The organism is Haloarchaeobius amylolyticus (genome assembly GCF_042678045.1).
In the GTDB taxonomy this organism is placed as follows: domain Archaea; phylum Halobacteriota; class Halobacteria; order Halobacteriales; family Natrialbaceae; genus Natrinema; species Natrinema amylolyticus_A.
This window is the reverse complement of the sequence record NZ_JBHUDI010000004.1, coordinates 302,207-325,431: the sequence shown is the minus strand read 5'-3', so window position 1 is coordinate 325,431 and position 23,225 is coordinate 302,207. Positions and strand designations below refer to the sequence as shown.

Here is a 23,225-nt window from a genome sequence, read left to right as displayed (position 1 = left end):
GTCGATCGACCGCCGTCCGACCGCAACGGATGCGAATCGCGGGACTACGGCCGAATGGGAACACGGGACAATCATTATTTGCGTGGCTTGCGTTCGCCCTCATATGGCTGATCTACTTTCCAACGAGGAAATCGAAGCGCAACTTCCCGAGACGTGGGAGCGGGAGGGCGACGAGATTGTCCGGGTCTACGAGTTCGACGACTATCTCCGTGGCGTCAACTTCGCCCAGATGGTCGGCGAGATCGCCGAAGCACAGTTTCACCACCCCGAGATCATCATCCGCTACTCCGGCGTCGAGATCCGGCTGACCTCCCACGAGGCGGGCGGGATCACCGACGACGACATCGAGATGGCGGAACTGATCGAATCCGAGCACGGCGAGTAAAACGACCTCTCCCAATGGACGCCCGCTACGCCTTCCGCGTCCGGATTCGCATAGAGCCCGCCCACGAAGACGTCTCCATCGAGCCGAGTAGTGCCGAGACGACGGTCACGCTCTTTCGGGAAGCGCCCGAGCCGGGCACCGAGGGCTGGCTCTTCTTCCGGAACACGCTGTGGCGCGGCGAGGTCGGCGATGAGGACTACGCTCGCCAACTCGCTGCAGCGTGGCTCGGCGTTCCCGAACGAACCGTCCACGCGGTCGAGTTCCGGGAACTACAGACCGATCAGGAGTATTTCGACGCCCTGAAAGCCGAAATCGCGGCCGATCTCGAGCCGTTCAAGGCCGACACCGTCTCGGAAGTCATCTCGAAGTATCTCGGCTCGAGCGTTCGGGTGACCGACACGGACGGCTAGTCGGCCGGCGGTTGCTCAGCGGTAGCGTTTCGATCGATTGGCTCAGCCCACGTCGTCAGGATCGAGGTCTTCGAGCCGGCTTGCCGTCACCATCGGGCGGTCGGACGAGTCGAGGTGATACGCCCCCGAACACAGCTTACACAGCGTGAACTCCTCGGGCACGCTCGAGCGCGGTCGCTCATAGATCTCTCGAGCGTGTGAGAGGCCCTGACACTCGCGATACTCGTGGTAGCGGGTGGACCCGTCGGCGACGTAGACGGTATCGTCGCTCACGGATGCTCACCCGTGTCCTGTCTCGTGTGAGATCGGTGTCCGGCTCGCGTCCCCCAGCGATATGAGTGTGGTTTGGATTCGCCAACTGCTCGATGCAAAGATCTCGACTGTGGTGATCGAATCATCGTGACGGATACGGCGATCGTCGGCTCCCCCTTCCCACCAACCCACGCGCCAGTATGACGATCAGCTATATGAACGTATCGGCCGAGATTACACTACTGCTACTCGATACGTTCGTGTCCGAACATACCGTCGCGGAGTGGTCCTCCTTCGCTATCTCCTGTCAGACGGCAGCCCGTGGGGATCAGACACGCTACAGGGTCCGTTACCGAGTCGATGCTGATCAGGTGCGTGCGATCGGTATCCCTGCCTGGCTTATTCGGGCTCAATACCACGAGGTAATAAAACACGTATTGATTGTCATAATGGGCGTCGGTAACATACCTCTCTCCAACTTTATATAACTGCTTGTGGGCGTCTTCGATGATGTCTACGGGCGAATACCAACAGGCAGCTTCGGACGAACTTACGGTTCCAGACGAACTCTCATCACCACAGGCGAAACTCGTGTATCTCTCGGTTCTCGTCACCGAAGAGGCGGAGGCGACCGATCTACAGCAGATGCTCGGACTATCCAAACTCACACTCTTTGCCGTTCTCGAGTCGCTTGCCGCGCGAGATCTGATCCAGCGAACGGGAGATTGCTATGTCTGCCAGTAACGCTGCCGGCTTCGAGGCCATCGAGACCGACCTGCAGGGGGACGTTCGAGTCGTCTGTTACGTGCGCTCGAGCGTGCCGGCCGCCGTTTCCGAGCGACTCACCGCGCTGGTCGAGCGGCTGCGGACGCTCGAAGAAACCGGCACTCTCGCCGACGTGCAGGTCTCACAGTGGCCAGCCGAACACGCGATCGGGGAGACGGATCAACCGACGCGGGAGGAACTCGTCGCCGAGTTCGAAGACTGGGCGACACAGTACGGCTATTCGCTCGAACCGGGCTTCTGTCGGCAGCACACCACCCCGTCACCGCTTGGGATCAGCGAACCGTGTGAATCGATTCGCGTTCCGCTAGTGGCGCTTGCACTCTACGACGCCGACACCGACGCCACCGATGTGCAGGGTGTCGTCCCATGTACGAACCCCGACAAGCCGGTCGGCGAGCGGACGTATACCGTCGACGAGTGGCTCACGGCCGTCGAAACGCACGCGTCAGTGGCGTCTACGCACGCAGAAAACGAACAGCGAACCATGCTGGAGGGATCACGATGACCGCGCAACTACTCGAAGAGACGACCGACCTGGAACTGCCATCCCGGCAACCGCTCGCGGACCGCACGTGTCTCGTGACCGGCGCATCGCGAGGGATCGGGCGCAGCATCGCGTACGAGCTCGGGCGCTACGGTGCGACTGTCGCCGTCAACTATCGCTCGTCGGAGACAGCCGCTCACGAGGTCGCCGAGACGATCTCCGACACCGACGGCGAAGGAGAAGGGTATCCGATCCAGGCCGACGTGACGGACCGTGACGACGTCGGCGCCATGCGCGAGGGCGTCCACGACGAACTCGGTTCGATTGACGTCCTCGTCAACAACGCGGGGATCACGCAGGATCGGCTCTTTGCCGACATGACCCCCGAGGAGTGGCACCGTGCGATCGACGTTTCCCTCAACGGGGCGTTCAACTGTACGCACGCGTTCTACGACGACATCAGAGCCGCCGACGACGGTCGCCTGATCGCCATCTCGAGCGTCGTCGGGAAGCAAGGCAACGTCGGGCAGGCGAACTACGCGGCGGCCAAAAGCGGCCTCTTCGGGTTCGTTCGCTCGCTCGCCCTTGAGTTGGCGCCAACGGGGTCGACCGCCAACTGTATCGCCCCCGGCTTCACGCGGACCGAGATGGTCGAGGCCATCCCGGACGACGTGCAAGCGGAGATCCGCGAGGAAATCCCGCTGGACCGATTCGCCGACACGAGCGACGTCGCCGGACTCGTCCGCTATCTCGCCAGCGAAGAGGCAGGGTACATCACCGGAGAGGTCATCGACGTCAACGGCGGCATCGACCTGTAACTTCGCTCGTCCAGACGAGCCACCGAGCCGACGTACTGGCGCTCGATCATGACAGGGAATTTCTCGCAATGGCCGTCACTGTGACCGTCCAGTCGCGACGCCGGTCGGCAGTACAGCACACCCGCGGCCCGCCGTCCGGCTGCGCCGGGATAGCCGGCAGTCTCACTCGACGTCGTCGTGTGTGAGCAACGGCCGGGTTCGCTCACCCTCGGGAGCCTCGTACGTGACGACCTCGAGGAGGTTCCCGTCCGGATCGAGGAAGTAGAACCCCTCGAACTCGCCCCAGTCGTAGGGACCCTGGTTCGGAAACTGTCCGTCTAACCGATCCATCAGCGATTCGTAGGTGGTCCGGTCGGTCGCGAACGCGAGGTGGGCCTTGTCGAGGGGGTGATCGAGCCCGCGCTCGTCCCAGTTCTCGGCGCGGCCGGTTTCTGCCAGCGTGACGATCGTCTCGCCGGCCCGGAACATCGCGTGTGCGCCCTGAAAGTCCGCGGGTGGTCTGACCAGCTCGAGGTCGAGTACCTCGCGGTAGAACTCGCAACAGGGCTCGAGCGCGTCGACGTCGAGGTTGATGTGATCGACGGCGTCCATGGCCATCGCTACCACGGACTGGTTCAAGAGCCTAACCGTGGTCGTGGGAGACCGGACGCGCGAGACGGACTCGACGCTACCGAGGGCCATCCGCGCGGGCGGACGACGGCGTCCGTCGCCAGTCCGGCTCCTCTCGGGGTGGCGAGAGGACGCCGATGCCGCGTGCGTCCTCGTCGCTTCGGTTCTCCGCGCCGTGGCGTTCGTTGCTCGGGAACCGGTACGCGTCACCGGCCGTGAGCGTGTACTCGTCGCCCTCGACGATCGCGGTGAGTTCGCCCTCGAGGACGAACCCGATCTGTTCGTTCTCGTGTGCGTGAACCGGCAGCGTCGCTCCGGATTCGATCCGCCAGAAGACCATGCTCGCACGCGCACCCGTGGAGAGGGGCGCGAGGTACACACCGTCGGCGGCCTCCTCGAACGTGGCCCGATCCGTCGATCGTTTCTCCATGTGGGTAGACAACTATCCCCACGCCATCACTGATAAACGTATCGTGAAAACGTTTTATGGCGTCTACCGGTGTGGATTGCTCTATGCTAGCACACGAGTCAGCACGGGTGTTTCACCTCCCGTTCTCGTTCATGCTTCCCCAGACGGTCGCAGCCGAGCGAGGCTATTTCCGTGAGGAAGGGCTCGGAGTCGAACTGGTCGAGCGGGACAGACGGGACGTCGACAACAAGTTCATTCCGGCGGCAGAGACCCTGACCGGCGACTACGACGTCGATCTCTATCCCATCTGCAAGTGGGAGAGCATCCGACGGACATGGACGATGGACGACGGTCGCATCGTCGCGAACGGTACGTTCGCGACCCTCCCGTACACCGTCTTCACCCATCCCGATTCGGAGATCGAGACGCCGGCCGACCTCGCGGACGTCCCGGTCGGCGTGAACCTGCGGACTGGCCAGGAGTACACCGCCCGCAAGGCCCTCGAGGAGCACGTCGCGCCCGACGAGATCGATCTCGTCGGCTGTGGGATGCCGACCGAGCGGCTGCAGGCGCTGCGAGAGGGACGCGTCGACGCCGTGACGCTCATCGACCCTCACAGCACCCTCGCCGACCACCTCGGGTTCGAGCGCCTCCTCGAGTACGACAACCACATGGGGATCGTCGGCAGCGACGACATCGATCGCGACCTGCTCGAGGCGTTCCTGCGCGGATACGGCCGCGCAGTCGAGGATATCAACGCTAACCCCGACGCCTTCCGCGGGAAATATCTGGAGTTGCTCGAGGCCGATGCGGCGGTCGCACCCGACCTGTTCGACGAGGTCGACGTCGACGCCGTCCGCGAGGAGATCACCGTCCCGCGCTACGAGGTCCCCGAGCCCGCCGACCGTGTGGAACTCGGCGAGCACCTCGAGTGGATGCAGGAACGCGGCCTGATCGACGAGGACGCGAGGGTTGACGACATCGTCGCGCCCCTGTAACAGCTCCAGCGAACATCCCATCCGACCACCACCCCATGTCCGACATCGACATCAGTTCACAGCAGGCCGCGATCGACGAGTTCCAGGGCAATCCCGGCGACCGCCCCGTCATGCGGGCGCGGTTCGAGCACAACGGCAGCCCGCGATACATGCTCTATACGATCAAGCGGTTCGGCTACGACCACGATCACGGCTTTCACCTCGACTTGCGACTCGTCTCCGACGAACTCGAGGGCGGTCGCGAGACAGTCGAGGCGAAATTGCAGGACGGCGACGCCGACCTGATCGACATCGACTACATCTCGACGGCCCGCGAGCGCGCCGACGGCGCACCGATCGTCGCCTTTCACCCCTACGGGCAGACCGTCGGGGGGTTGGTCACGCCGGACGACTCACCCATCGACGGGCTTGCGGACCTGTCGGGCCACCGAATCGGCGTCGTCAGACGTCGTGACAAGAACTGGATCCTCGTCCGGGCGGCCTGCCGGGAGTCCCACGGCTTCGATCCCGACGAAACGGCCACGCCGATCGAAGCCGGCTCGAAGGTCGAACTCACCCGGCTGCTCGAAGACGGCGAGGTCGACGCGATCTTGCAGTTCTGGCAGATCATCCCGGAGATCGTCGAAACTGGACCCTATCGTGAGGTGCTTCCCATGTCGAAGCTGGTCGATCAGCTGGCCGATGCCGACGACGACCGGCCGATCCCGATCTCGACGTTCCTGACGAGCGAGGCGTATCTGGCGGACCACCCCGATGCAGTCCGGGGGTTCACGGCTGCGTTTCAGGACGCCGTCGAACGGCTCCGGCGAGACGATGCCCGCTGGGAGACGATCGGCGAGCAACTGATGTACGAGGACGACCCTGCGGTCGTCCGGGCCGTCCGCGATCGGTGGCGCGAGATGGTCGTTCCCGACTGGGACGAGGCCACCGTCGACGGTATGGAACGGCTGTTCGACCGACTCAAAGCCGTCGCCGGTCCGGATGCGCTCGGCGTTGACGAACTTCCCGACGGGCTGTTCCGGCCGACCCTCGAGGTGGACGCATGACCGCGACCGACACGCTCACCTTCCAGCTCAACTGGGAACCGAACGGCTTCCAGGCGCCGTACTTCCTCGCTCGCGAGGCAGGATTCTACCGCGAGGAAGACCTCGAGATCGAGTTCGTGGAGGGCCACGGCTCGCCGTACGCGGCCGAACGCGCCGCCCGTGGCGACGCCGACGTCGCGCTCGCCGGGGCGAGTGCCGTGCTGGCCAAACAGAGCGAAGGGGTCGAACCGCTGGCGGTCGCGGCCGTGACCCAGAAGACGCCAGCGGCGATCTACACCCTGCGAGACGTCTTCGGCGAGCCGCTCACGGAGCCCGAACAGCTCGCCGGCCGGACCGTTGCCCCGTCGGCGACGAAGACACGCATCCTGACCGCACAGTTGCTCACGAACGCCGGGATCCGCGAGGCGGTCGACCTCCTCGAGGTCGATCCACACACCCACCATCGCGTCCAGCACAAACTCCTCGACGGGACCGTCGACGCGGCTGTCGGCGTCGTCACCAACGGAATCGAGATCGGCCGCGAACACGATCGGACGCCCGACGAACTGCCGATCGGCGAGTATCTGGATATCTACGGCATGACACTGGTCACGAGCCTCGAATTCGCCGACGAGCGGCCAGAGACGGTCCGGTCGTTCCTCCGGGCGACCGCCCGCGGCTGGGCCGCCGCGACCCGCGATCCCGAGCGGGCGATCGACGCCCTCGTCGACCGGAACGCCACGCTCGAGCGCTCGCGGGCGATCGAACGCCTCAAGTTCGAAACCGCGGCACACGACCTGCAGTTCACACCGTTCGTCCGGGCGAACGGCTGGGGTGCACAGGACCCGGCTCGCTGGCGACGGCTCGGCGAGACCCTCTCCGAGACGGCGCTGCTCGAGGGCCCGATCGATTCAGACGCGGCCTGGACCGACGCGTTCCGGCCGGCCGACGAACCGATCGTCGACGAGTACGCCGATCGGGTGCGTCCGACGGCGGAGTGATCGTGTCGACAGCGGTCGTGTTCCGCCGCCGACGTTCGGTTATCGATCGCGGGCGGACGTGCCCGGCAGATCGCCGCTGCCGCGCGACTCATCGAGCGTCGCGCACGCATCGAGGAGGTGCTCGAGTCCGTCCGGCAGGTCGTCGAACCGGATGGTCCCGGTGCGCCGATCGTAGGACACGACGCCGGCGTCTGCCAACATCGGAATATCGACGTGGACGAGCGACGCCTCGACCGTTTCGGACCGGCGCTCGGGCACCTCCTCGGGCGACGTGTGGGCCAGTCGTGCAGCGACGCGTCGCGCGAGGGTTCCCTGCTTCCTGACGTCGTCATCGCGTAAACAGTACAGGAGATATCGCCGGCGCCGATCGCTCAGGAGTTGTAACCACTCGTCGGGATCCGATATCCCGCCATTGCCGCCGCTCGAAGTGGCGTTCGTGTCGTCACCAACGGCCACGTCGCGGTCACGACCGTTGGAACCGGGATGCCGGTCAGCCATGGTATTAGTTGAGAGTACTATTGAGTTATATGTTGGGTGGTTCCAGACAACAGTGCGTAGACACTCCGGATCGTGGGCGCGAACTATCACGATGGCTGTCGGCACCGTCCGTGGCTCGCTCCAGCGACAGGCATTTACTCGAGAACCTCGTATATCTGTGTCCGAATGGCCTTCGAACCGGACTACGACTTCTGGCTGCTCGACCTCGACGGCACTCTCGTCGACGTCGAGTGGTCGTACACGCGGGAGGTGTTCGACCGGGTTGGCGACCGGCTGGGCCGTGAGTTCACCGATCGGGAGGCCGACATCCTCTGGAACGGGCTGACTGGCTCCCGGGACCGCCAGCTCGAAGAGTGGGACGTCGATCCCCGCGAGTTCTGGGACGCGTTCCACGAAGAGGAGGACCCGCTCGTCCGAGCCGAACAGACCTACCTCCACGACGACGCCGCGTTCGTTGCCGACCTCGACGCGCCGGTGGGGCTGGTCACTCACTGCCAGGAGTTCCTCTGTGAACCCGTCCTCGATCACGTCGGAATCCGCGACTGGTTCGATGCGCAACTGTGCTGTACGGAGGAGACGGGCTGGAAACCCGACCCCAATCCCGTCGAGCGCGTCATCACCGACCTCGGCGTCGCTCACAACGGTCATCAGGGCGTGCTCGCGGGTGACGGTGCGAACGACGTCGGCGCAGCCTGGAACGCCGGGCTCGACGCGATCCACGTCGAACGGGTCGGCCACGAGCGCCGCGGTCAGTGTGTCCTCGGCGACTATCGCGTCCAGTCGTTCGACGACCTCTACTGATACTGGTCGCTGTGACTGTGTTCCGACGCAACCGCACAGTGGTCGGCGATTGTGGTGGGAAAGACCTACAATGAAGACGGTCGGCGGTCACTGTCTCCTGGCACACCCGCGACCGTCGTACGATTGTGCCGGAGCCACCGTTTACCCGCCCGTGACGCGTCATATAACGCGTGTTCGTATTCACATATTGTTACCATTTTCTCGACAGGAAAGCTTATGATGAGATACCCGGGTTATCGGAGCATGGCACGCGATACGCCGGTACAAAACGGAACGGATACGAACGACACACAGCTGCCGAATCTCGTGACGATCGTCGGCCGAGGCGTCCCCTCGAACTACGAAGTCGCCGTCGACGGCGACCTCGAGATGCTAGCGAGCAACCCGACGGCCGAAGGAACCGTCGTTTCGGGCGGCGTCGCCGAGGGATCGATCGACGTCGGCGTCCAGCGCTTTCGCTTCTCCGGCGAGATGGCGAACGTTCGACTCGTCGACTGGAACGGCGACCAGGCGCCCGACTCCGCGAGCGTCCCGACGGTTCACGTCGAGTACGGCGCGCCGCAGCGATAACGCGCCGGTTGCTGGCAGCCGGGCAGTGAGACTGTCGGATGACAGTTCCCGCTCGGCTGCCGAGTGACGCCGCGTTCTTCTACGCACCGCTCGAGGAGGCGGAGTCACACGGACCAAGCGATAAATCGAGCGCGAGCGCAAGCGATGCCGACGCTGAATCGGATCGTGTGGGCTCTTATCAGCCCCTTTTGACTCGAGCCGTCGTGCGGGCGCACCGAGAACTTGTGACAGCAGCCCGTCTCAGTCGTCGTCGGTCGCGCTGACGCTCGTGTCGCTGTTTACCGTGGCAGGCATCGATGGCGGCGCGATCGGGCCGTCGTTCCCGCCGAACTCCGGATCGAACAACTGGAGTGCGGTGTGGATGGTGCTCCAGTCGTCCTCCGCTGCTGCCTCGCGAAGGCTCTTGGTCGGCGGTGCGAGCAACTGGTTGACGAGCGAGTCAGCCATCGCCTCGACGATCTCGCGTTGCTCCGTGGATACCTCGTCGCCGTCCAGCCGCGAGAGCGCCGTCTCGACCTCCCGCTCTTTGATCCGTTCGGCGGACTCGTACATGGCGGCGATGGCCTCGTCGGCGCGGGCGCGCTTGTACTGCTCGACGAGCAACTCGAACTCGTGGTCGATCATCGTCTCGACCTCGTCAGCAGCGTCGGCTCGCTGCTCGTGTGTCTCGGCGGTGATCGACTCGAGGTCGTCCAGATCGAATACGCGAACGTCGGGTAAGGTATCGGTCTCCGGCGCGACGTCACGGGGCTGGCCGAGGTCGACGATCACTTTCGGGCCCGCCTGTCCATCGAGATGGTGGGGTTCGACGACGGGCTCGTCGCTGCCGGTCGCCGCGACGACGACATCGGCGCGGGTCGCGACCCGGGATAACTCCTCGAGCGAGACGACCGTGGTGTCGGTTTCATCGTCGACATCGCTGACGAGGGGGGTCGCACGTGAGACGGTCCGGTTGGCGACGACGAGTTCGTCGACGCCGGCGGCCGCCAGGCTGCGGGCGGCGAGTTGTCCCATCTCGCCGGCCCCAACGACCAGCGCGACCGCCCCCTCGAGGTCGATCTCCCGGGCGGCCCGTCGCGTCGCGGCCGAGCCAAGCGAGACGACGCCCTCGTTGATCGCGGTCTCGGTCCGCGCGCGTTCGCCGACGTGGATCGCCTTCGTCACGGCGGCCTCGAGCATCGAGCCGATCCCACCCGCGTCGCGGGCGTCTTCGTAGGCGGTCCGTACCTGCCCGATGATCTGATCTTCGCCGATGATCACCGACTCGAGGCCGGCAGCGACACGAAGGAGATGGCGCAGGCTCTCGTTGTGGTCGGTCGTGACGACGGCGTCGTCCTCGATGCCGGCGAAAAACTCCGAGAGGGCAGCTCGGCCGACGACGTGGTCAGGCCCGACGACGTACGCCTCGACGCGGTTACACGTCGAGAGGACGTAGGCCTCTTCGATGTCGGGCACGGTCAACAACTCCGTCACGGCGGTCGCTTGGCTCTCGGGGCTGGCAGCGGCGAGCTGGTCGACGGTCCCACATCGGTGTGTGACTCGCGCTGCAGTGACGACCCCGGTCGAAATCACGACCGATCACCCCCAGTAGACAGATCCTTGGCGAGCACGTCCTCGATCACTTGGGAACTGTTAGAAGTACCGGTACGTAAAGCTGTCCAAACATCTGGAGACGTAACGACGTCAGTAACGATCTCGCGCCGCCGGTCGGCCGCTACGTCGCGTGATTTGAGCTCCTCGCGTACCCCCGCACAGACCTGTGCCATCTCGCCGGCACCCGACAGCGTCTCCTCGAGTTCCTGTCGCAGATACTTGCTCAGCGCGGGTGCCTGCCCGCCGGTCGCGATCGACACGACGACGGGATCGTCGCGGACGGTCGCGGGGACGACGACGCTGCCGGGCTCGCGCTCCCCCGATCGGTCCGCACGATTGACGAGCGTGCCCCGCTCGTGGGCCGCGTCGGCGATGGCGTCGTTGATCGCGTCGTCGTCCGTCGCGGCGACGACCAGCGCGGGGGCCGTCCGGTCGAGCCAGTCCGGAACCTCGTCCGGCTCGGGTGCAGCCCGCACGAGTTCGGCCCCGCCGAACTCCCGATCGGCAAAGGCTGGACTGACGACGATCACGTGGGCTTCACGGTCGAACCGCCGGGCTTTCCGTGCACCCACGTGGCCGCCGCCGAAGACGAGCACCGTCGCGTCCGTGAAATCGTGCAAGAGTGGAATCATTGTTGGGTACCGTCGCAACCGTACGGCGTTACTGCGCTCTCGTGTTCGCGTCAGCGCGTTCGTCCATTCGAATACCAGTCTTCTTCAATATTTGTGTCGAAAACAACGAATCCCAGTCCTCGTCGGTTACGTCCCAGTACTCGGCCATCGTCTCGCGGACCTGTTCGATACGGCGCTGACTCTCGGCTTCGCTTCGGCCGTGGGTCATCGCGAAGAAGTTGTACGGCCAGACGCCCTCGTGGCGCGGCCGCCGATAGCAGTGGGTGACAAAGGGCAGCGCGGCGACTTCGGGGCCGACCTCGGGGACGACCTCGTCGGGGACGTTCCAGACCGTCATCCCGTTTTCCGTATAGCCCAGCGCGTAGTGGTTGGGCACGACACCGATCCGGCGGATCTTCCCCTCGCGCTCGAAGCGGGTGATCGTCTCGAGCACCCAGTCGGTCTCCTGGCCGATCGCGTCGGCGACGTCGGCGTAGGGCGTCTCGGTTAGCGGCACGCCGTCCTGGACCTCGAGGACGAGATCGCGTTCGGCCGGCGACAGCGTGGATTCGCCGGTCGGTTCGACATCGGGACCGCGCTCGGACAGGTCGATCCCGGCGGCCTCGATGTCGCCGTCGCCGTCGAGCGGGCCGTCGACGTAGAACTTGGCTTCGACGCGGAACTCGCGCTGCTTCGGCAGGTTGTACGTCTCCTGGCCCGTCTCGGCTTCGATCTCGGCCAGCACCTTTTCGACGCGGTCCTCGTCGGCGACGCTGACGACGAACCAGACGTTCAGGTGTGGATGCTCGCGCTCGTAGTTGTGAGCCACCTCGCGGTGGGCGTTGACGGCCTCGACGACCTCGTCGAAGCGGTCCTCGGGGGCATGCATGGCGACCAGCGTCGCCGCGCCGCCGATCTCCTGGGCGTTAACGAGCGGGCCAAAGCGCGAGAGAACGCCGCGGTCGTCCAGGTCGCGAACCGTCTCGAGCAACCCCGTCGCGTCGATGTCGACCCCCGCATCGCGCATGGCGGCCGCGGCCGGTTCGAACGGTCGTTCAACGACGGGAAACCCGCCCTGATAGGCGTTGACGACCGCCCGCTCGCGCTCCGTGAGGTCGACGTCCGTGGTCATACGAAACGCTCGGGACTGCCAAAGTATAAGCAAACCGGAGCCGGTTCCGCTCCCGGTCCTGGGCTGGCGGTCGGGCGGCTGAACGAATCGATACAACTCGAGGTGGTCTCGGGCGTGACTACTCGCCTTTTACGCCAGTTACGTCGAAGCCCAGTTCACGGATGTCCTCGAGGATCGCCTCGTGGTCGGCGCTGGCCTCGTAGTAGATGACGATGTCGAAGCTGCCCTCGCGAAGCAGTTGCTGGCACTCCCAGACGAACTCCTCGTCGTCCAGAGTCAGTCCCTGGTGCTGGTTCGAGGAGAAGTCGGTGTCGTCGTTGCCCGAGTAGACGTAGCAGTCTTTCGGGTCGTGGCCCGCGTGCTCGGCGATGATGTCACCGACGTCGATCGTCGCCTGCATCATCTGGACGTCTTCCTGCCCGTCGTAGTCGGTGTGGACGATTGCGCCGTTGAGGTCGATCTCGCCGGGCTCGAGCAGGGCCTTGGTTCGCTGGTAGAGGTCGTCGTCGATTGCGTCTGCCATTGGACGGCCGTACTCAGCCTGGACGGATAGCCGTCACGATTCCCGCGTTCCGAGCCACGACGGCGAGCTGTCGGCCCGCGTGACTGCCACTCATTGTCGACCAGTACCACACAAGACACATAGTCGCCGGTGACCTTCAACCGGGTAATGAAGCGGTGGCTCCGTCAGCGCGTCGACGCGGCCTACGAACGGTTGCTCTCTAGAGAGATCTCCGGTGCGCCGACCCACGTCGCGGTGATTCAGGATGGGAACCGACGGTACGCTCGAAAGCAGGGCGGCGACGCCCACGAGGGACACCGTGCCGGCGCGGAGACGACCGAGCGCGTCCTCGAGTGGTGTCAGGACATCGGCGTCGAGGAGTTGACGCTGTACGCGTTCTCGACGGAGAACTTCGAACGGCCTGCAGACGAACGGGAGGCGCTGTTCGACCTCCTCGAATCGAAACTCCGCGAGTTCGCCGACGCCGACCGCGTCCACGACAACGAGGTTCACATCCGGGCGCTCGGCGACGTCGACCGGCTCCCCGAACGGGTCCGTTCCGCCGTCGACTACGCCGAGACACAGACCCGCGACTACGACGAGTTCGTCCTCAACATCGCACTGGCCTACGGCGGTCGCGCGGAGTTACTCGAAGCCGTCCGCGGCGTCGCCGAAGACGTCGACGCGGGCGACCTCGAGCCAGCGGCGATCGACGTCGAGGACATCGAACAGCGGCTCTACGACCGGCCAGTGCGCGACGTCGATCTGATCATCCGGACCGGTGGCGACGAGCGAACGTCGAACTTCCTCCCCTGGCACGCCAACGGCAACGAGGCCGCCGTCTTCTTCTGTACGCCCTACTGGCCGGAGTTCTCGAAGACCGACTTTCTCCGGGGGATCCGAACCTACGAACACCGCGAGGAATCGTGGCGACGCACCCGCGCCCGGCGCGCGCTCGCGCTGTTGGGCGCCGTCAGCGAGCCGGAACTCGCCGACGCCCGCGCGATCGTCGACCGGTTCCGCGACTCGCTGCCCTCGAGCGAACGGCCCGACGCCGGCGAGTTCGAGACCGGCGACTCGAGCGGCCAGATCGCAGACTAGATCAGCGGCCGAACCGCCGCGATCGGTTGCAGTACTCCAGCACCGCCCGCAGGAAGTCCCGTTTGCGGAAGTCCCGCCAGTTGACGTCCGTAAAATACAGTTCCGAGTAGACGGACTGCCAGATCATGAAATCGGAGAGGCGCTCCGCGCCGGTCTTGATCACTAGATCCGGCTCGGAGGGGAACACGAGGTGGTCTTCGACGTCCTCGTCGTCGATCGCCGCGGGGTCTAACTCGCCTTCGTCGACGCGCTCGGCGAGGGTCCGGACGGCGCTGGTGAACTCGTGTTTCCCGCCGAGGCCGATGCCGATCCGAATCGGGGCGTCGGCGCGTGCCTTGTCCTCCGGCCCGCGGACGGCGACCGGTCGGGGCGCGTCGATCCGCTCGAGTTCGCGTTGCAGCGCCGGCACCGCCGCCGCGTCGAGGACGCTGACGTAGACAGTCACCTGGGAGGCGTACTCGACGGCCCACTCGAAGAAATCGGTGAGCGTCTCGTAGGCACCGCGCTCTAACAGGTCGCGCTCGGTGATCACGAGCGCGATGTGGTCGGGCGGGTCGCCGTCGTGGCGGCGGATTCGAAAGGCCAGATACCGTTCGTACAGTCCCACACCCGTGCTTTCGCGGCCGGTGTCATACGGGTTACGGGTTTAGTCGCGGTGAGATCGATAGCTCTGATCGGTCGGAGGCGGCGCTCAGACGGGTGAAAATCGACTCGAGGCGGGTTCACGAACCTTGAAGTAATCGCCACAGAAAGGGATCGATATCGTGACGGCACCCGTTCGGCAAGCTGGCGTGTTCGCGGCCCTCTGTACGCTCTCGCTCGCCGTTCCGCTCGCCAGTCCGCGGGTCGGAGCCGCGGTCGCCGGCGTCGTCCTGCTGGGTGCCTACGTCATCACCGACGGCCCGCTGTTCGACCTGCTTGCCTACCCGGGCGATTACGAGGATTCGCGGCTCTACGGCCTCATCACGTTCGTTCTCGCGGCGGTCGCACTCGGACTCATGGCGACCGCAGCGTCGATGCCAGTCGCAGTCTTCGTCGGGACGATCCTGCTCGTCGGCTACGGCAACCTCGGCGAGCAACTCGTCAGGCTGCGAACCGACGCCGCCGTGGTTCGCGTCATCGGCTTCTGTCTGACGGGGACTGTGGCGGCCGTCGCCGGCCAGACCGTCACCCGCTCGCTCGTGGGCGAGGCCGTCGTCTCGGCGCTCCCGCTGGTCGTCTTTCTGGCTGCCAGCGGTGCGTTTCTCGCTGCGCTGTTGCGTGACGTCCTGTTGCGCTCCGACGACCCCATCGTCGTCCTCTCGGTCGGACTCCTGCTGTGGCTGCTCGCAGAACTCGAGCCGACCATCGGTCCGACGGAAATCCTCGTTGCGCTCGCGGTCACCGTCGCGCTCGGCTATACGTCCTATGCCCTCGAGACGGCCTCGATCGCCGGAATGCTCACCGGCGTGTTGCTGGTCTTGCTGACGACCGTCCTCGGCGGCTACGGCTGGTTTGCCGTCCTCGTCTCCTTTTTCGCCATCGGCGGTCTCTCGACGAAGTTCCGCTACGAGGAAAAGACGGAACTCGGTGTCGCCGAGGACAACAACGGTGCCCGCGGGAGCGGCAACGTCCTCGGCAACGCCGCGGTCGCGCTCATCGCCGTCCTCGGCTATGCGGCCAGCGACGCCGGCTTCCTCTCACACGAACCCGAGCTCTACCTGTTCGCCTTTACCGGCTCGATCGCCACCGCGATGAGCGACACCCTCTCGAGCGAGATCGGGAGCGTCTTCGACCGGCCGCGGCTGATCACCACTCTGCAGCCGGTCGACCCCGGCACCGATGGCGGCGTCACCTGGCAGGGAGAACTCGCCGGGATCGTCGGCGCGGCCATCGTCGCTACCATCGCCGCCGGGCTCTTTTCCGAAGTGGGAATCGTCGGCGCAGCGATCATCATCGCCGCCGGGATCGCCGGGATGACCGTCGATAGTTTGCTCGGTGCGACGCTCGAAGGATCGGTACTTGGCAATCAGGGCGTCAACTTCCTCGCGACGTTGTCGGGTGCGCTCGTCAGCGCCTTGCTGGTGGTTACGTTCGCCGTCCTCGGCTGACTGGCAGAGCGCAGGTACGGGACGATAACGCCCATCGGTGTCGACGGTCGCGTTGTGTCAGGGCGGAGAAAACGGTGCCGTGAGAATCGGGAGCGGGTGAGGGGTACGACTATCTGCGGGTGCACCGGTCACTCGTGCCAGCAGCCCGTCTCAGTCGTCCGCAGTGTGGAAGGTGTTGTCCGACGCTGTCGTCTCGGATGAGTGCTCGGATCGATCGTCGACGGGATCGACCCAGTCGGCGGGCTCTGTGTCGGCTGTGTTGTCGGCCGTCGTCGCCCAGAACATCATCAAGACCCAGGCGCCGAGGAGTGCGAGTGCGGCTGATACTGGGGGCGTCATTATCGGTCGCTCAGGACCGACAGCATATGAACGACTCGGACCGGACGGGCGGTGAATCCTGGTGTCATTCCCCGTCCGGGCGCTGCTCGGCCACGTCGTCGATCGCGTGGATCCGTACGTCAGTCGGCCGTTTGGTGAACTGGCCGAGCGAGCGTGCGATGATCCGGTCGACGCCACGATCGGCCGCCAGATCGAGCAGTCGCTGGTCGAGGATGCCGTCGAGGACGACCGTCGTCGGCACCGGCTCGAGATCCTCGAGCGCTCCGTAGGCGTCGCTCGCGTCGGCCTCGTCGATCGGCTCGGCGTCGGCGTCGAGAAACCGGACGCGATCGGTGGTCGCCCGCACGACCTCGGTCGCGTGCCCGTAGACGGTTTCGGGGGCGTGGTCAGTCTCGGCGTCGGCAGCGGTTGTATCGGTGGCCTGGGCGCCGGTCTCGGTGTCGGGCGCGTCCGGCTGTGGTTGGCTCGTCGCCACCGCCTCGGCGTCGTCGTTCGCGTCAATAGCTGTGTCCGACTCGGCGGTTGAGTCACAACTCTCCGTCCGGTCGGGCTCGGTCGGTGTCGGTGACGCGGTCGCGTCGTCGGACGGCAGCGGTGCCGGCGTCGTACTGCCGTCGGTGGCGGCGACGGCTTCGCGGGGCTCGTTGAGTTCCGCGACGGTCTCGTAGGGGACTTTGTTCCGAAGGGCAGCGAACACCTCGTGGTGATCGAGGTCCTCGACGGAGCCGTTGGCGGGGGCGAAGGCGACGTAGTCGATGTCGCCGACCTGGGCGAGTTCCTCGAGGATGAGGTCGCCGCCGCGGTCGCCGTCGAGGAAGGCCGTGACCGTGCGATGACGGGTGAGTTCGGCCACGGCGTCGGGGACGCTGGTTCCCTCGACCGCGATCGCGTTTTTGATGCCGTATTTCAGGAGGGTGAGGACGTCGGCCCGGCCCTCGACGACGATGATGGCGTCGCTGTCGGTGACGCGGGGGCCGGCAGGCAGGCCCTCGTACTCGGTGATGTCCTCGACGCGGACGTGCTGGCGGACCTCTGCCAGGATCTCGTCGGAGGACATGATCGAGTCGTCGAAGCCCGTCTGGAGGAGTTCCTTCGCGCGGTCGACGACTTCCTTGCGTTTCGCCGCGCGGACGTCCTCGATCTCGCGGACCTCGAGGTCGGCCCGGCAGGGACCGACGCGCGAGATCGTCTCGAGTGAGGCCGCAAGCGTTGCGGTTTCGACTTTGTCGAGGCTGGTCGCGATCGTCACCTGGCCGTGGGACTGGCCCTGGGTGCTTGCGATTTCGACATCGATACGGCCGACTTTGCCGGACTGGCGGAGGTCGCGGAGATCGAGTTCGTCGCCGAGCAGGCCTTCGGTCTGGCCGAAGATCGCGCCGACGACGTCGCTCCGCTCGACGACCCCGTCAGCCGTGACGTCCGCGTGGATGAGGTATTTCGACGTGTCTTCCATTGGAGATCTGTCCCCGGGAGGGGCGGTGACGCGGGAATCGCGTCCAGAGACCGGTTTATATATGATTTCGTTCGTGGGGGGCAAATAGCTGTTGACCTCGAAGAACCCCTCTCTCAGACGGACTCCTGTCAGTCAGTTCCAGCACACCTGCGCCCCGTCCTGTGGGTGCGCCAGGAAATCGGGACAGCAGACCGTATCAGTAGGTCGGCCGGTACCGGTACCAGTACCAGTAGACCACGACCGCGAGCAAGACGACGAGGCCGCCCAGGAAGAAGAGCAACCCGGGTGGGACGGTTCCGACTGTCGCGTCGGCCGCATCTACGGCGCTACCACTCGCATTCTGGACGGTCTCGTTACCGGCATCCAGCGCCGAATCCGACGCGGCCGCATCGCTGCTTTCGCTCCCGCCGCTTTCGTTGACGGTCGCGATTCCAAGGTCGTCACCGCCGCTCGAGCCGTTTCCAGCGCCCCCGTCCGATCCGTCCGCTCCCGTCGGCGCCGTCCCGTCGCCAGCCGTCTCCTCGTTGTCGGCTGTCTCCCCTGACTGTGGTCCGTCACCGGTCGTCCCGGCCGGCGCAAGCCAGCGCGTCAGTGTGTATTGCACCAGCAAACTGGCGCCTGCAAGCGCGCCAACGCCGCCGATCAGCCGCGACAGCGCCTCCTTGAGCTTCGATGCCGTCGACTCGTCGCTCGTGACGATCAGTGGCCCGTCCGCGGTCGCGTAGACGCTCATCTCGTTGCCCCGCGAGGAGTACCAGGTGTCGACGACCTCGACGAGCCCGGCATCCTCGAGATTTTCCAGGTGATAGCGAACGTTCTGAATCGAGGAGTCGATCGCGTCGGCGATGTCACTCGGCGTCCCGGGTTCCTCGTCGAGTCGCGCGTAGATCTGTCGGGCCGTCGTCGAGGAGAGGGCGCTGAAGACCGCGTCGGCGTCCTCGCCCTCGAGATCGACGACGCGAGGCTGGCCCTCCTCGGTCGTCGTCTCGGAGCGAAAGGGGAACAGCCGGGCCATATCGGAGTCGATTCGTACTCGCTGTCAAATACATATACTCTTTGTCCTCGGTGAAAGAGCGATTGTAGCTATCGGTGCCCCTGCGAGTCACTGCACACCGAATCGGAGAGCCGTCGCGCGGTCGTATATGCCATCTCGAGTTACGATAGGACTTTCTCGAGCCGACACTGCTATATCGATGAACAAATCTCTTCGATACTTTGAATCGAACAGAAAGAATTACCCACATCGAGGGGAACGGTCACACATGCGACGGACCGAACTGGCGTTCTGGATCGCGGTCGCGGTCGTCCTCGCGGGACTGACGGTGCCGTGGTTCCTGTGGGGGTCGGCGACCGTCGTCGCCGGGCTGCCAGTGTGGCTCTGGTGGCACGTCGGCTGGATGGGACTCGCGTCGATCGTCTTCTGGCGCTTCGCCCAGCGTGCCTGGGGAATCGGCATCGAATCGACGGGCGACGACGGCTCCGGCGGCAAGCGGCTGGACCGTCCCGATCGGGCTCGAGAGCCACGAACCGGCGGTGATTCGCCGTGAGAGCGGTCACGCTGCAGCTGTCGATCATCGTCGGCTACCTCCTGCTCGCGCTCGCGATCGGGCTGGTCGCCTACCGCCTGACCGAGCGGACCGCCGAGGACTTCTACCTCGCGAGCCGCACGCTCGGCACGGTCGTGTTGCTGTTTACGACCTTCGCGACGCTGCTGTCGGCGTTTACCTTCTTCGCCGGCCCGAACATCGCCTACGCGCAGGGGCCCGAGTGGATCCTGGTCATGGGCCTGATGGACGGGATCATCTTCGCCATCCTCTGGTACGTGATCGGCTACAAGCAATGGCTGCTCGGCCAGCAGTACGGCTACGTCACTCTCGGCGAGATGCTCGGCGACCGCTTCGGATCGCGGTGGCTCCGCGGGCTCGTCGCCGGCGTCAGCCTGCTCTGGCTGTTCCCCTACGTCATGCTCCAGCAGGTCGGTGCCGGTACGGCACTCGAGGCGCTCACCGACGGCGCAGTGTCCTACGAATTGGGAGCCGGCCTGATCACGGTGTTCATGATTCTCTACGTCGTCGCAGCCGGCATGCGCGGGGTCGCCTGGACCGACACCCTCCAGGGTGCGTTCATGCTCGTGACCACCTGGGTCGCGCTGTTGTGGGTGCTCGCAGCCGTCGGCGGTCCCGGCGCGGCGACCGCAGCCCTCGAGTCGAACCCCGAGACGGCCACGTTCCTCTCGCTTGGCAGTAGCTACTACACACCCCAGTGGATACTCTCGACGGCGATCACGATCGGCTTCGGCGTCGCGATGTTCCCGCAGGTCAACCAGCGCTTCTTCGCCGCAGGCTCGAAAACCGTCCTCAAGCGCTCCTTCGCCCTCTGGCCGATCCTCTGTGTGCTACTCTTCGTCCCCTCGTTCATGCTCGGCGCGTGGGCCGCCGGCCTCGAGGTCGCGATTCCCGAGGGAGCGAACGTCTTACCGCTGATCCTCGCGGAGTATACCCCGACGTGGTTCGCCGCGCTGGTCATCGCCGGCGCGATGGCCGCGATGATGTCTTCCTCGGACTCGATGCTGTTGTCGGGTTCGTCGTACTTTACGCGGGACCTCTACCGACCGTTCGTCGAGCGAGACCTCGCCGACCGCCGGGAAGGCCTGCTGGCTCGCGGCGGCGTCGTGGTCTTTGCGACTGCCGCTTTCCTCGCCAGCCTGTTCCAGCCTGCAACCCTGTTCGACCTCGGGAACGCCGCCTTCAGCGGCTTCGCCCAGCTCGCGCTGCCGGTGATGCTCGCCCTTTACTGGCGCAAGATTACGCGCGCCGGTATCACCGCCGGCATCCTCGCGAGTCAGGGCTTTTACATGGCGAGTCTCTTCGTTGCCACCGTGCCGGGGTCCTACGCGGGCTGGTCGGCCGGTCTCGTCGGGATGGGACTTGGACTCCTCATCACTGTCGCCGTCTCGCTGGTTACCTCGCCGGCGGCCGATGAGCAGCGCGCGATCTACTTCGACGGCCTCGGTGCCGACTGATAGGAGTCCGTATGACCGAGCCGAATCGCCACCCTGAACGGTCCCGATTGCGTAGCCGGCGACCATGACGATCGATCTCCCGCCTGCGGTCGCCGACGACTGGCGCCGGCTCGGCACGCAGACCGACGACCGACGCATCTCGCTGGTGACGATCACTGCCGAGACGACCGTCTTCGAACATCGGCCGACGGCCGACGCGCTCGAGCGCCTCCGCGACGACGGCTCGATCCCGGCCCGCTCGCTGTTTACCGTCGACATGCAGGTGAGCCCGTCCCTCTCGACCATTGGCCTCTCCCCGAGCGACGCCCTCGAGATGGCTGCCCCGAAAGCCCGCGAGGGCTTCGTCGAGACGATCGAAGACGACGACATCGCCGTCGGCGACGAACGAACCAGCGAGTACATCGACCGGCCGGACGGTGTCGTTGGCCACCTCACCGTGCTCGAGGCCGCGTATCCGTCCGACGGCGAGTCCGACGCGATCGACGCCGAAGCCCACGTCGCCGTCTGGCCCGCCGCCGACACGTACGTGATGGCCGGCGGCCTGGTGCCCCTCGAGGCCCCCGACGAGCCGGCCACCCTCGAGGCCGCCCTCGATATTAACCCGACCCGCGACCGGGAGGCGATCGTGGATCTGTTTCGGGGACTCGAGCTCGAGGAGACGGACGACTGACCGCGCTGCTCTCGAAACGATTACGTAATCGAGCGTCGATGCATCGCTATGGCACACTATAGCGGCCGCGACTACTCGGAGCTGGCGAAGACCGGCTTCTTCGTCGGGCTCACCCTGTTCGTCATCGGGACGGGCAGCGAGCTCGTCGGCCACGCGATGTTCGGATCGCTTCCCCAGTGGGAGAACACGCTGTTTTTCGCGCTAACGATCATCGGCTTCGCGATCGGCTTCGCCTCGCCGTTCGTGTTCGGTATCGTCATGCCGCTCATCGAGTAACGCTGATACCGACTCGGAGGTTTTGTAACGGCTCCTGCCTCAGTGTCGACCATGCAAACCCACATCGTCCCGGTCGGTTTCGACTACGACCGGCTGATCGCGCCGCTCGTGCGCGATCAGATCGACGTCGACAGCGTCATTCTCCTCGAGGGGGCCGTCGGCAGCGAGGCCAACGTCGAGTACTCCCGGCACCTCTCGAAGAAACTCGAGACCGACTTCCGGAACCTGCTGGGAGCCGATACCGAGCGGTTCGTCCTGGAGGACGTCTACGACTACGACGAGGCCTTCGAACAGGCCTACGAGCTCATCACCGCCGAACTCGACGCCGGCAACGAGGTCTGGGTCAACGTCGCCGCGATGCCCCGGACGGTGAGCTTCGCCTTCGCCAACGCCGCCCACTCGCTGATGGTCGAACGGGAGGAGGACCGCGAGGGGATCCATACCTACTACACCGCCCCCGAGAAGTACTTGGAGACCGAACTCGCGGAGGAACTCCGCGAGCAGATCGCGCTACTCGAGGAACTCCGTGGGGCCGACATCGAACCCGAGGCCGACCGTCTCGACGACCGCCTCGAGAGCGCCCGCGATCTGCTGGCCGAATTCGACGAACGCGGGACGACGATCGGCGCCAAAGAGATCGACGGGAACCACATCGTCGAGTTGCCGGTCGCATCTTTCTCGAACGTCAAACCGTTCGAGGAACTTATTCTGTACAAACTCGGCGAGGACGGCGAGTTCGACTCGGTCTCGGAACTCGCCGAGTCGCTGGCCCGCGAGCTCAACGAGGAGTACACCGACAGCTTCCGGTCGAAGGTCATCTACAACGTCGATCGGCTGGGCCCTGGCGGCAAAGGGTACATCGAGCGTGAGGAACACGGCAAGTCATACCGGACCAGACTCTCCCGGATCGGAGAACTATGGGTACGGGCCCACTCCGACGGCGACGCCTGACGGGATTCCATACCGGCGTCGTGTCGTGGGCCGGCTGCGCTATTCGCTGGAGGCCTCGTCCCAGTCGGTAAAACAGTCTTCGGGCTGCACGTCGCGGATCGCCGCCTCTCCTTCGGCCGGGATGTGCTGAAAGCAGCGCGGTTCGTTCTCCGTTTCGGCGATCCACGCCGCTTCGTTCCCACAGACGGCGCATTCCGGGGCACCGCCGACGCGCAGCGCGTACCACCAGCGCCACTCATCGAATCGATCGCGGACGCGCGCCCGCAGTCGTGGCAGAACGCTCACAGTCGATCGGCCCCCACGAGGCGGTCGCCATCGGAACTCATGCGAGTTGCTAGAGCCCGCAGGATACTTTTGCGCTCTGCTCTCGCGGCCAGCAGCCTCCCAGTCCGCGGGGTTGAGGTCGGCACGGACGACGACAACGGTGTGATCACGCTCG

At 65.3% G+C, this 23,225-nt stretch carries 30 protein-coding genes; 17 read left to right on the top strand and 13 right to left on the bottom strand.

Annotated elements, in window-relative coordinates:
* The first annotated feature begins 103 nt into the window (after positions 1-103).
* Together ACFR99_RS07870 and lwrS are read left to right on the top strand one after the other, a co-directional pair.
* Positions 104-385 (top strand): 4a-hydroxytetrahydrobiopterin dehydratase, encoded by a 282-nt coding sequence (locus tag ACFR99_RS07870; protein WP_390286057.1) that lies wholly within the window; start codon positions 104-106, stop codon positions 383-385.
* Between the two features lie 14 nt (positions 386-399).
* Positions 400-795, top strand: a complete 396-nt coding sequence (gene lwrS, locus ACFR99_RS07865) for an LWR-salt protein (protein ID WP_390286055.1) — start codon at positions 400-402, stop codon at positions 793-795.
* Positions 796-837: 42 nt separating this feature from the next.
* Here lwrS and ACFR99_RS07860 read toward each other — a convergent pair whose 3' ends face one another.
* On the bottom strand, positions 838-1,068 hold the full coding sequence (locus ACFR99_RS07860) for a hypothetical protein (RefSeq protein ID WP_390286053.1): 231 nt from the start codon (positions 1,066-1,068) through the stop codon (positions 838-840).
* Between the two features lie 486 nt (positions 1,069-1,554).
* Between ACFR99_RS07860 and ACFR99_RS07855 the strand changes: the two genes are divergently transcribed.
* Genes ACFR99_RS07855 through ACFR99_RS07845 form a run of 3 tightly spaced genes read left to right on the top strand, consistent with a single transcriptional unit; the run spans position 1,555 to position 3,135 of the window.
* Positions 1,555-1,791, top strand: a complete 237-nt coding sequence (locus ACFR99_RS07855) for a MarR family transcriptional regulator (RefSeq protein ID WP_390286051.1) — start codon at positions 1,555-1,557, stop codon at positions 1,789-1,791.
* The gene (locus ACFR99_RS07850) at positions 1,778-2,338 is read left to right on the top strand and encodes an HTH domain-containing protein (protein ID WP_390286049.1); all 561 of its coding nucleotides are present in this window, start codon (positions 1,778-1,780) and stop codon (positions 2,336-2,338) included. Before ACFR99_RS07855 ends, ACFR99_RS07850 begins: the two co-directional genes overlap by 14 nt.
* A complete protein-coding gene (locus ACFR99_RS07845; RefSeq protein ID WP_390286047.1) occupies positions 2,335-3,135 on the top strand; it encodes a beta-ketoacyl-ACP reductase in 801 nt (266 codons plus the stop codon). The genes ACFR99_RS07850 and ACFR99_RS07845 overlap by 4 nt, the downstream gene beginning before the upstream one ends.
* A 162-nt stretch (positions 3,136-3,297) precedes the next feature.
* Here the strand turns inward: ACFR99_RS07845 and ACFR99_RS07840 are convergent, their stop codons facing one another.
* On the bottom strand, positions 3,298-3,726 hold the full coding sequence (locus tag ACFR99_RS07840) for a VOC family protein (RefSeq protein ID WP_390286399.1): 429 nt from the start codon (positions 3,724-3,726) through the stop codon (positions 3,298-3,300).
* Positions 3,727-3,802: 76 nt separating this feature from the next.
* Entirely contained in the window at positions 3,803-4,174 is a 372-nt protein-coding gene (locus ACFR99_RS07835; RefSeq protein WP_390286045.1) for a cupin domain-containing protein, read from the bottom strand.
* An 83-nt stretch (positions 4,175-4,257) separates the two neighbouring features.
* Here ACFR99_RS07835 and ACFR99_RS07830 point away from each other — a divergent pair, with 83 nt between their 5' ends.
* From ACFR99_RS07830 to ACFR99_RS07820, 3 genes are read left to right on the top strand one after another with little or no spacing between them, the layout of a single operon-like run.
* Positions 4,258-5,151 carry an ABC transporter substrate-binding protein gene (locus tag ACFR99_RS07830; protein WP_390286043.1) on the top strand — a complete coding sequence of 298 codons (894 nt, stop codon included), beginning with the start codon at positions 4,258-4,260 and terminating at the stop codon, positions 5,149-5,151.
* A gap of 35 nt (positions 5,152-5,186) precedes the next feature.
* On the top strand, positions 5,187-6,197 hold the full coding sequence (locus tag ACFR99_RS07825) for an ABC transporter substrate-binding protein (RefSeq protein ID WP_390286041.1): 1,011 nt from the start codon (positions 5,187-5,189) through the stop codon (positions 6,195-6,197).
* Complete coding sequence (locus tag ACFR99_RS07820; protein ID WP_390286039.1) at positions 6,194-7,177, top strand: ABC transporter substrate-binding protein; 984 nt, start codon at positions 6,194-6,196, stop codon at positions 7,175-7,177. Before ACFR99_RS07825 ends, ACFR99_RS07820 begins: the two co-directional genes overlap by 4 nt.
* 39 nt (positions 7,178-7,216) lie before the next feature.
* On the opposite strand, the gene ACFR99_RS07815 is transcribed toward ACFR99_RS07820, so the two are convergent.
* Positions 7,217-7,675, bottom strand: coding sequence for a DUF7344 domain-containing protein (locus tag ACFR99_RS07815; RefSeq protein ID WP_390286037.1), 459 nt, complete (start codon positions 7,673-7,675; stop codon positions 7,217-7,219).
* A 165-nt stretch (positions 7,676-7,840) separates the two neighbouring features.
* On the opposite strand from ACFR99_RS07815, the gene ACFR99_RS07810 reads away from it, so the two are divergent.
* Both ACFR99_RS07810 and ACFR99_RS07805 read left to right on the top strand, forming a co-directional pair.
* Positions 7,841-8,476 (top strand): HAD family hydrolase, encoded by a 636-nt coding sequence (locus ACFR99_RS07810; protein WP_390286035.1) that lies wholly within the window; start codon positions 7,841-7,843, stop codon positions 8,474-8,476.
* A gap of 243 nt (positions 8,477-8,719) precedes the next feature.
* A complete protein-coding gene (locus ACFR99_RS07805; protein WP_390286033.1) occupies positions 8,720-9,046 on the top strand; it encodes a hypothetical protein in 327 nt (108 codons plus the stop codon).
* Between the two features lie 240 nt (positions 9,047-9,286).
* On the opposite strand, the gene hemA is transcribed toward ACFR99_RS07805, so the two are convergent.
* From hemA to ACFR99_RS07785, 4 genes are all read right to left on the bottom strand, one after another.
* Positions 9,287-10,615, bottom strand: coding sequence for a glutamyl-tRNA reductase (hemA, locus tag ACFR99_RS07800; protein ID WP_390286397.1), 1,329 nt, complete (start codon positions 10,613-10,615; stop codon positions 9,287-9,289).
* Positions 10,615-11,271: a precorrin-2 dehydrogenase/sirohydrochlorin ferrochelatase family protein gene (locus tag ACFR99_RS07795; RefSeq protein ID WP_390286031.1), complete on the bottom strand. Its 657-nt coding sequence runs from the start codon at positions 11,269-11,271 to the stop codon at positions 10,615-10,617. Before ACFR99_RS07795 ends, hemA begins: the two co-directional genes overlap by 1 nt.
* A gap of 28 nt (positions 11,272-11,299) precedes the next feature.
* Positions 11,300-12,382, bottom strand: coding sequence for a siroheme decarboxylase subunit beta (ahbB, locus tag ACFR99_RS07790; protein ID WP_390286029.1), 1,083 nt, complete (start codon positions 12,380-12,382; stop codon positions 11,300-11,302).
* 118 nt (positions 12,383-12,500) lie between these two features.
* Entirely contained in the window at positions 12,501-12,905 is a 405-nt protein-coding gene (locus ACFR99_RS07785; RefSeq protein WP_390286027.1) for a DUF5778 family protein, read from the bottom strand.
* Positions 12,906-13,052: 147 nt separating this feature from the next.
* Here ACFR99_RS07785 and uppS point away from each other — a divergent pair, with 147 nt between their 5' ends.
* Positions 13,053-13,985, top strand: coding sequence for a polyprenyl diphosphate synthase (gene uppS / locus ACFR99_RS07780; protein ID WP_390286025.1), 933 nt, complete (start codon positions 13,053-13,055; stop codon positions 13,983-13,985).
* A gap of 1 nt (position 13,986) precedes the next feature.
* Here the strand turns inward: uppS and ACFR99_RS07775 are convergent, their stop codons facing one another.
* Complete coding sequence (locus ACFR99_RS07775; RefSeq protein ID WP_390286023.1) at positions 13,987-14,592, bottom strand: undecaprenyl diphosphate synthase family protein; 606 nt, start codon at positions 14,590-14,592, stop codon at positions 13,987-13,989.
* A gap of 157 nt (positions 14,593-14,749) precedes the next feature.
* Here ACFR99_RS07775 and ACFR99_RS07770 point away from each other — a divergent pair, with 157 nt between their 5' ends.
* Positions 14,750-16,075 carry a DUF92 domain-containing protein gene (locus ACFR99_RS07770; RefSeq protein ID WP_390286021.1) on the top strand — a complete coding sequence of 442 codons (1,326 nt, stop codon included), beginning with the start codon at positions 14,750-14,752 and terminating at the stop codon, positions 16,073-16,075.
* A gap of 150 nt (positions 16,076-16,225) precedes the next feature.
* On the opposite strand, the gene ACFR99_RS07765 is transcribed toward ACFR99_RS07770, so the two are convergent.
* From ACFR99_RS07765 to ACFR99_RS07755, 3 genes are all read right to left on the bottom strand, one after another.
* On the bottom strand, positions 16,226-16,414 hold the full coding sequence (locus tag ACFR99_RS07765; RefSeq protein WP_390286019.1) for a hypothetical protein: 189 nt from the start codon (positions 16,412-16,414) through the stop codon (positions 16,226-16,228).
* Positions 16,415-16,478: 64 nt separating this feature from the next.
* On the bottom strand, positions 16,479-17,867 hold the full coding sequence (gene dnaG, locus ACFR99_RS07760) for a DNA primase DnaG (protein WP_390286017.1): 1,389 nt from the start codon (positions 17,865-17,867) through the stop codon (positions 16,479-16,481).
* 196 nt (positions 17,868-18,063) lie between these two features.
* Positions 18,064-18,882, bottom strand: a complete 819-nt coding sequence (locus tag ACFR99_RS07755) for an ArsR/SmtB family transcription factor (protein ID WP_390286015.1) — start codon at positions 18,880-18,882, stop codon at positions 18,064-18,066.
* Between the two features lie 247 nt (positions 18,883-19,129).
* Between ACFR99_RS07755 and ACFR99_RS07750 the strand changes: the two genes are divergently transcribed.
* From ACFR99_RS07750 to ACFR99_RS07730, 5 genes are all read left to right on the top strand, one after another.
* Complete coding sequence (locus ACFR99_RS07750) at positions 19,130-19,414, top strand: DUF3311 domain-containing protein (RefSeq protein WP_390286013.1); 285 nt, start codon at positions 19,130-19,132, stop codon at positions 19,412-19,414.
* Positions 19,411-20,889 carry a sodium:solute symporter family protein gene (locus ACFR99_RS07745; RefSeq protein WP_390286011.1) on the top strand — a complete coding sequence of 493 codons (1,479 nt, stop codon included), beginning with the start codon at positions 19,411-19,413 and terminating at the stop codon, positions 20,887-20,889. Before ACFR99_RS07750 ends, ACFR99_RS07745 begins: the two co-directional genes overlap by 4 nt.
* A gap of 64 nt (positions 20,890-20,953) precedes the next feature.
* Positions 20,954-21,559, top strand: coding sequence for a DUF6517 family protein (locus ACFR99_RS07740; protein WP_390286009.1), 606 nt, complete (start codon positions 20,954-20,956; stop codon positions 21,557-21,559).
* Positions 21,560-21,607: 48 nt separating this feature from the next.
* On the top strand, positions 21,608-21,835 hold the full coding sequence (locus ACFR99_RS07735) for a DUF7860 family protein (protein ID WP_390286007.1): 228 nt from the start codon (positions 21,608-21,610) through the stop codon (positions 21,833-21,835).
* A 51-nt stretch (positions 21,836-21,886) separates the two neighbouring features.
* A complete protein-coding gene (locus ACFR99_RS07730; protein WP_390286005.1) occupies positions 21,887-22,786 on the top strand; it encodes an HFX_2341 family transcriptional regulator in 900 nt (299 codons plus the stop codon).
* A gap of 39 nt (positions 22,787-22,825) precedes the next feature.
* Here ACFR99_RS07730 and ACFR99_RS07725 read toward each other — a convergent pair whose 3' ends face one another.
* Positions 22,826-23,071, bottom strand: a complete 246-nt coding sequence (locus tag ACFR99_RS07725) for a hypothetical protein (RefSeq protein ID WP_390286003.1) — start codon at positions 23,069-23,071, stop codon at positions 22,826-22,828.
* Positions 23,072-23,225 lie beyond the last annotated feature (154 nt).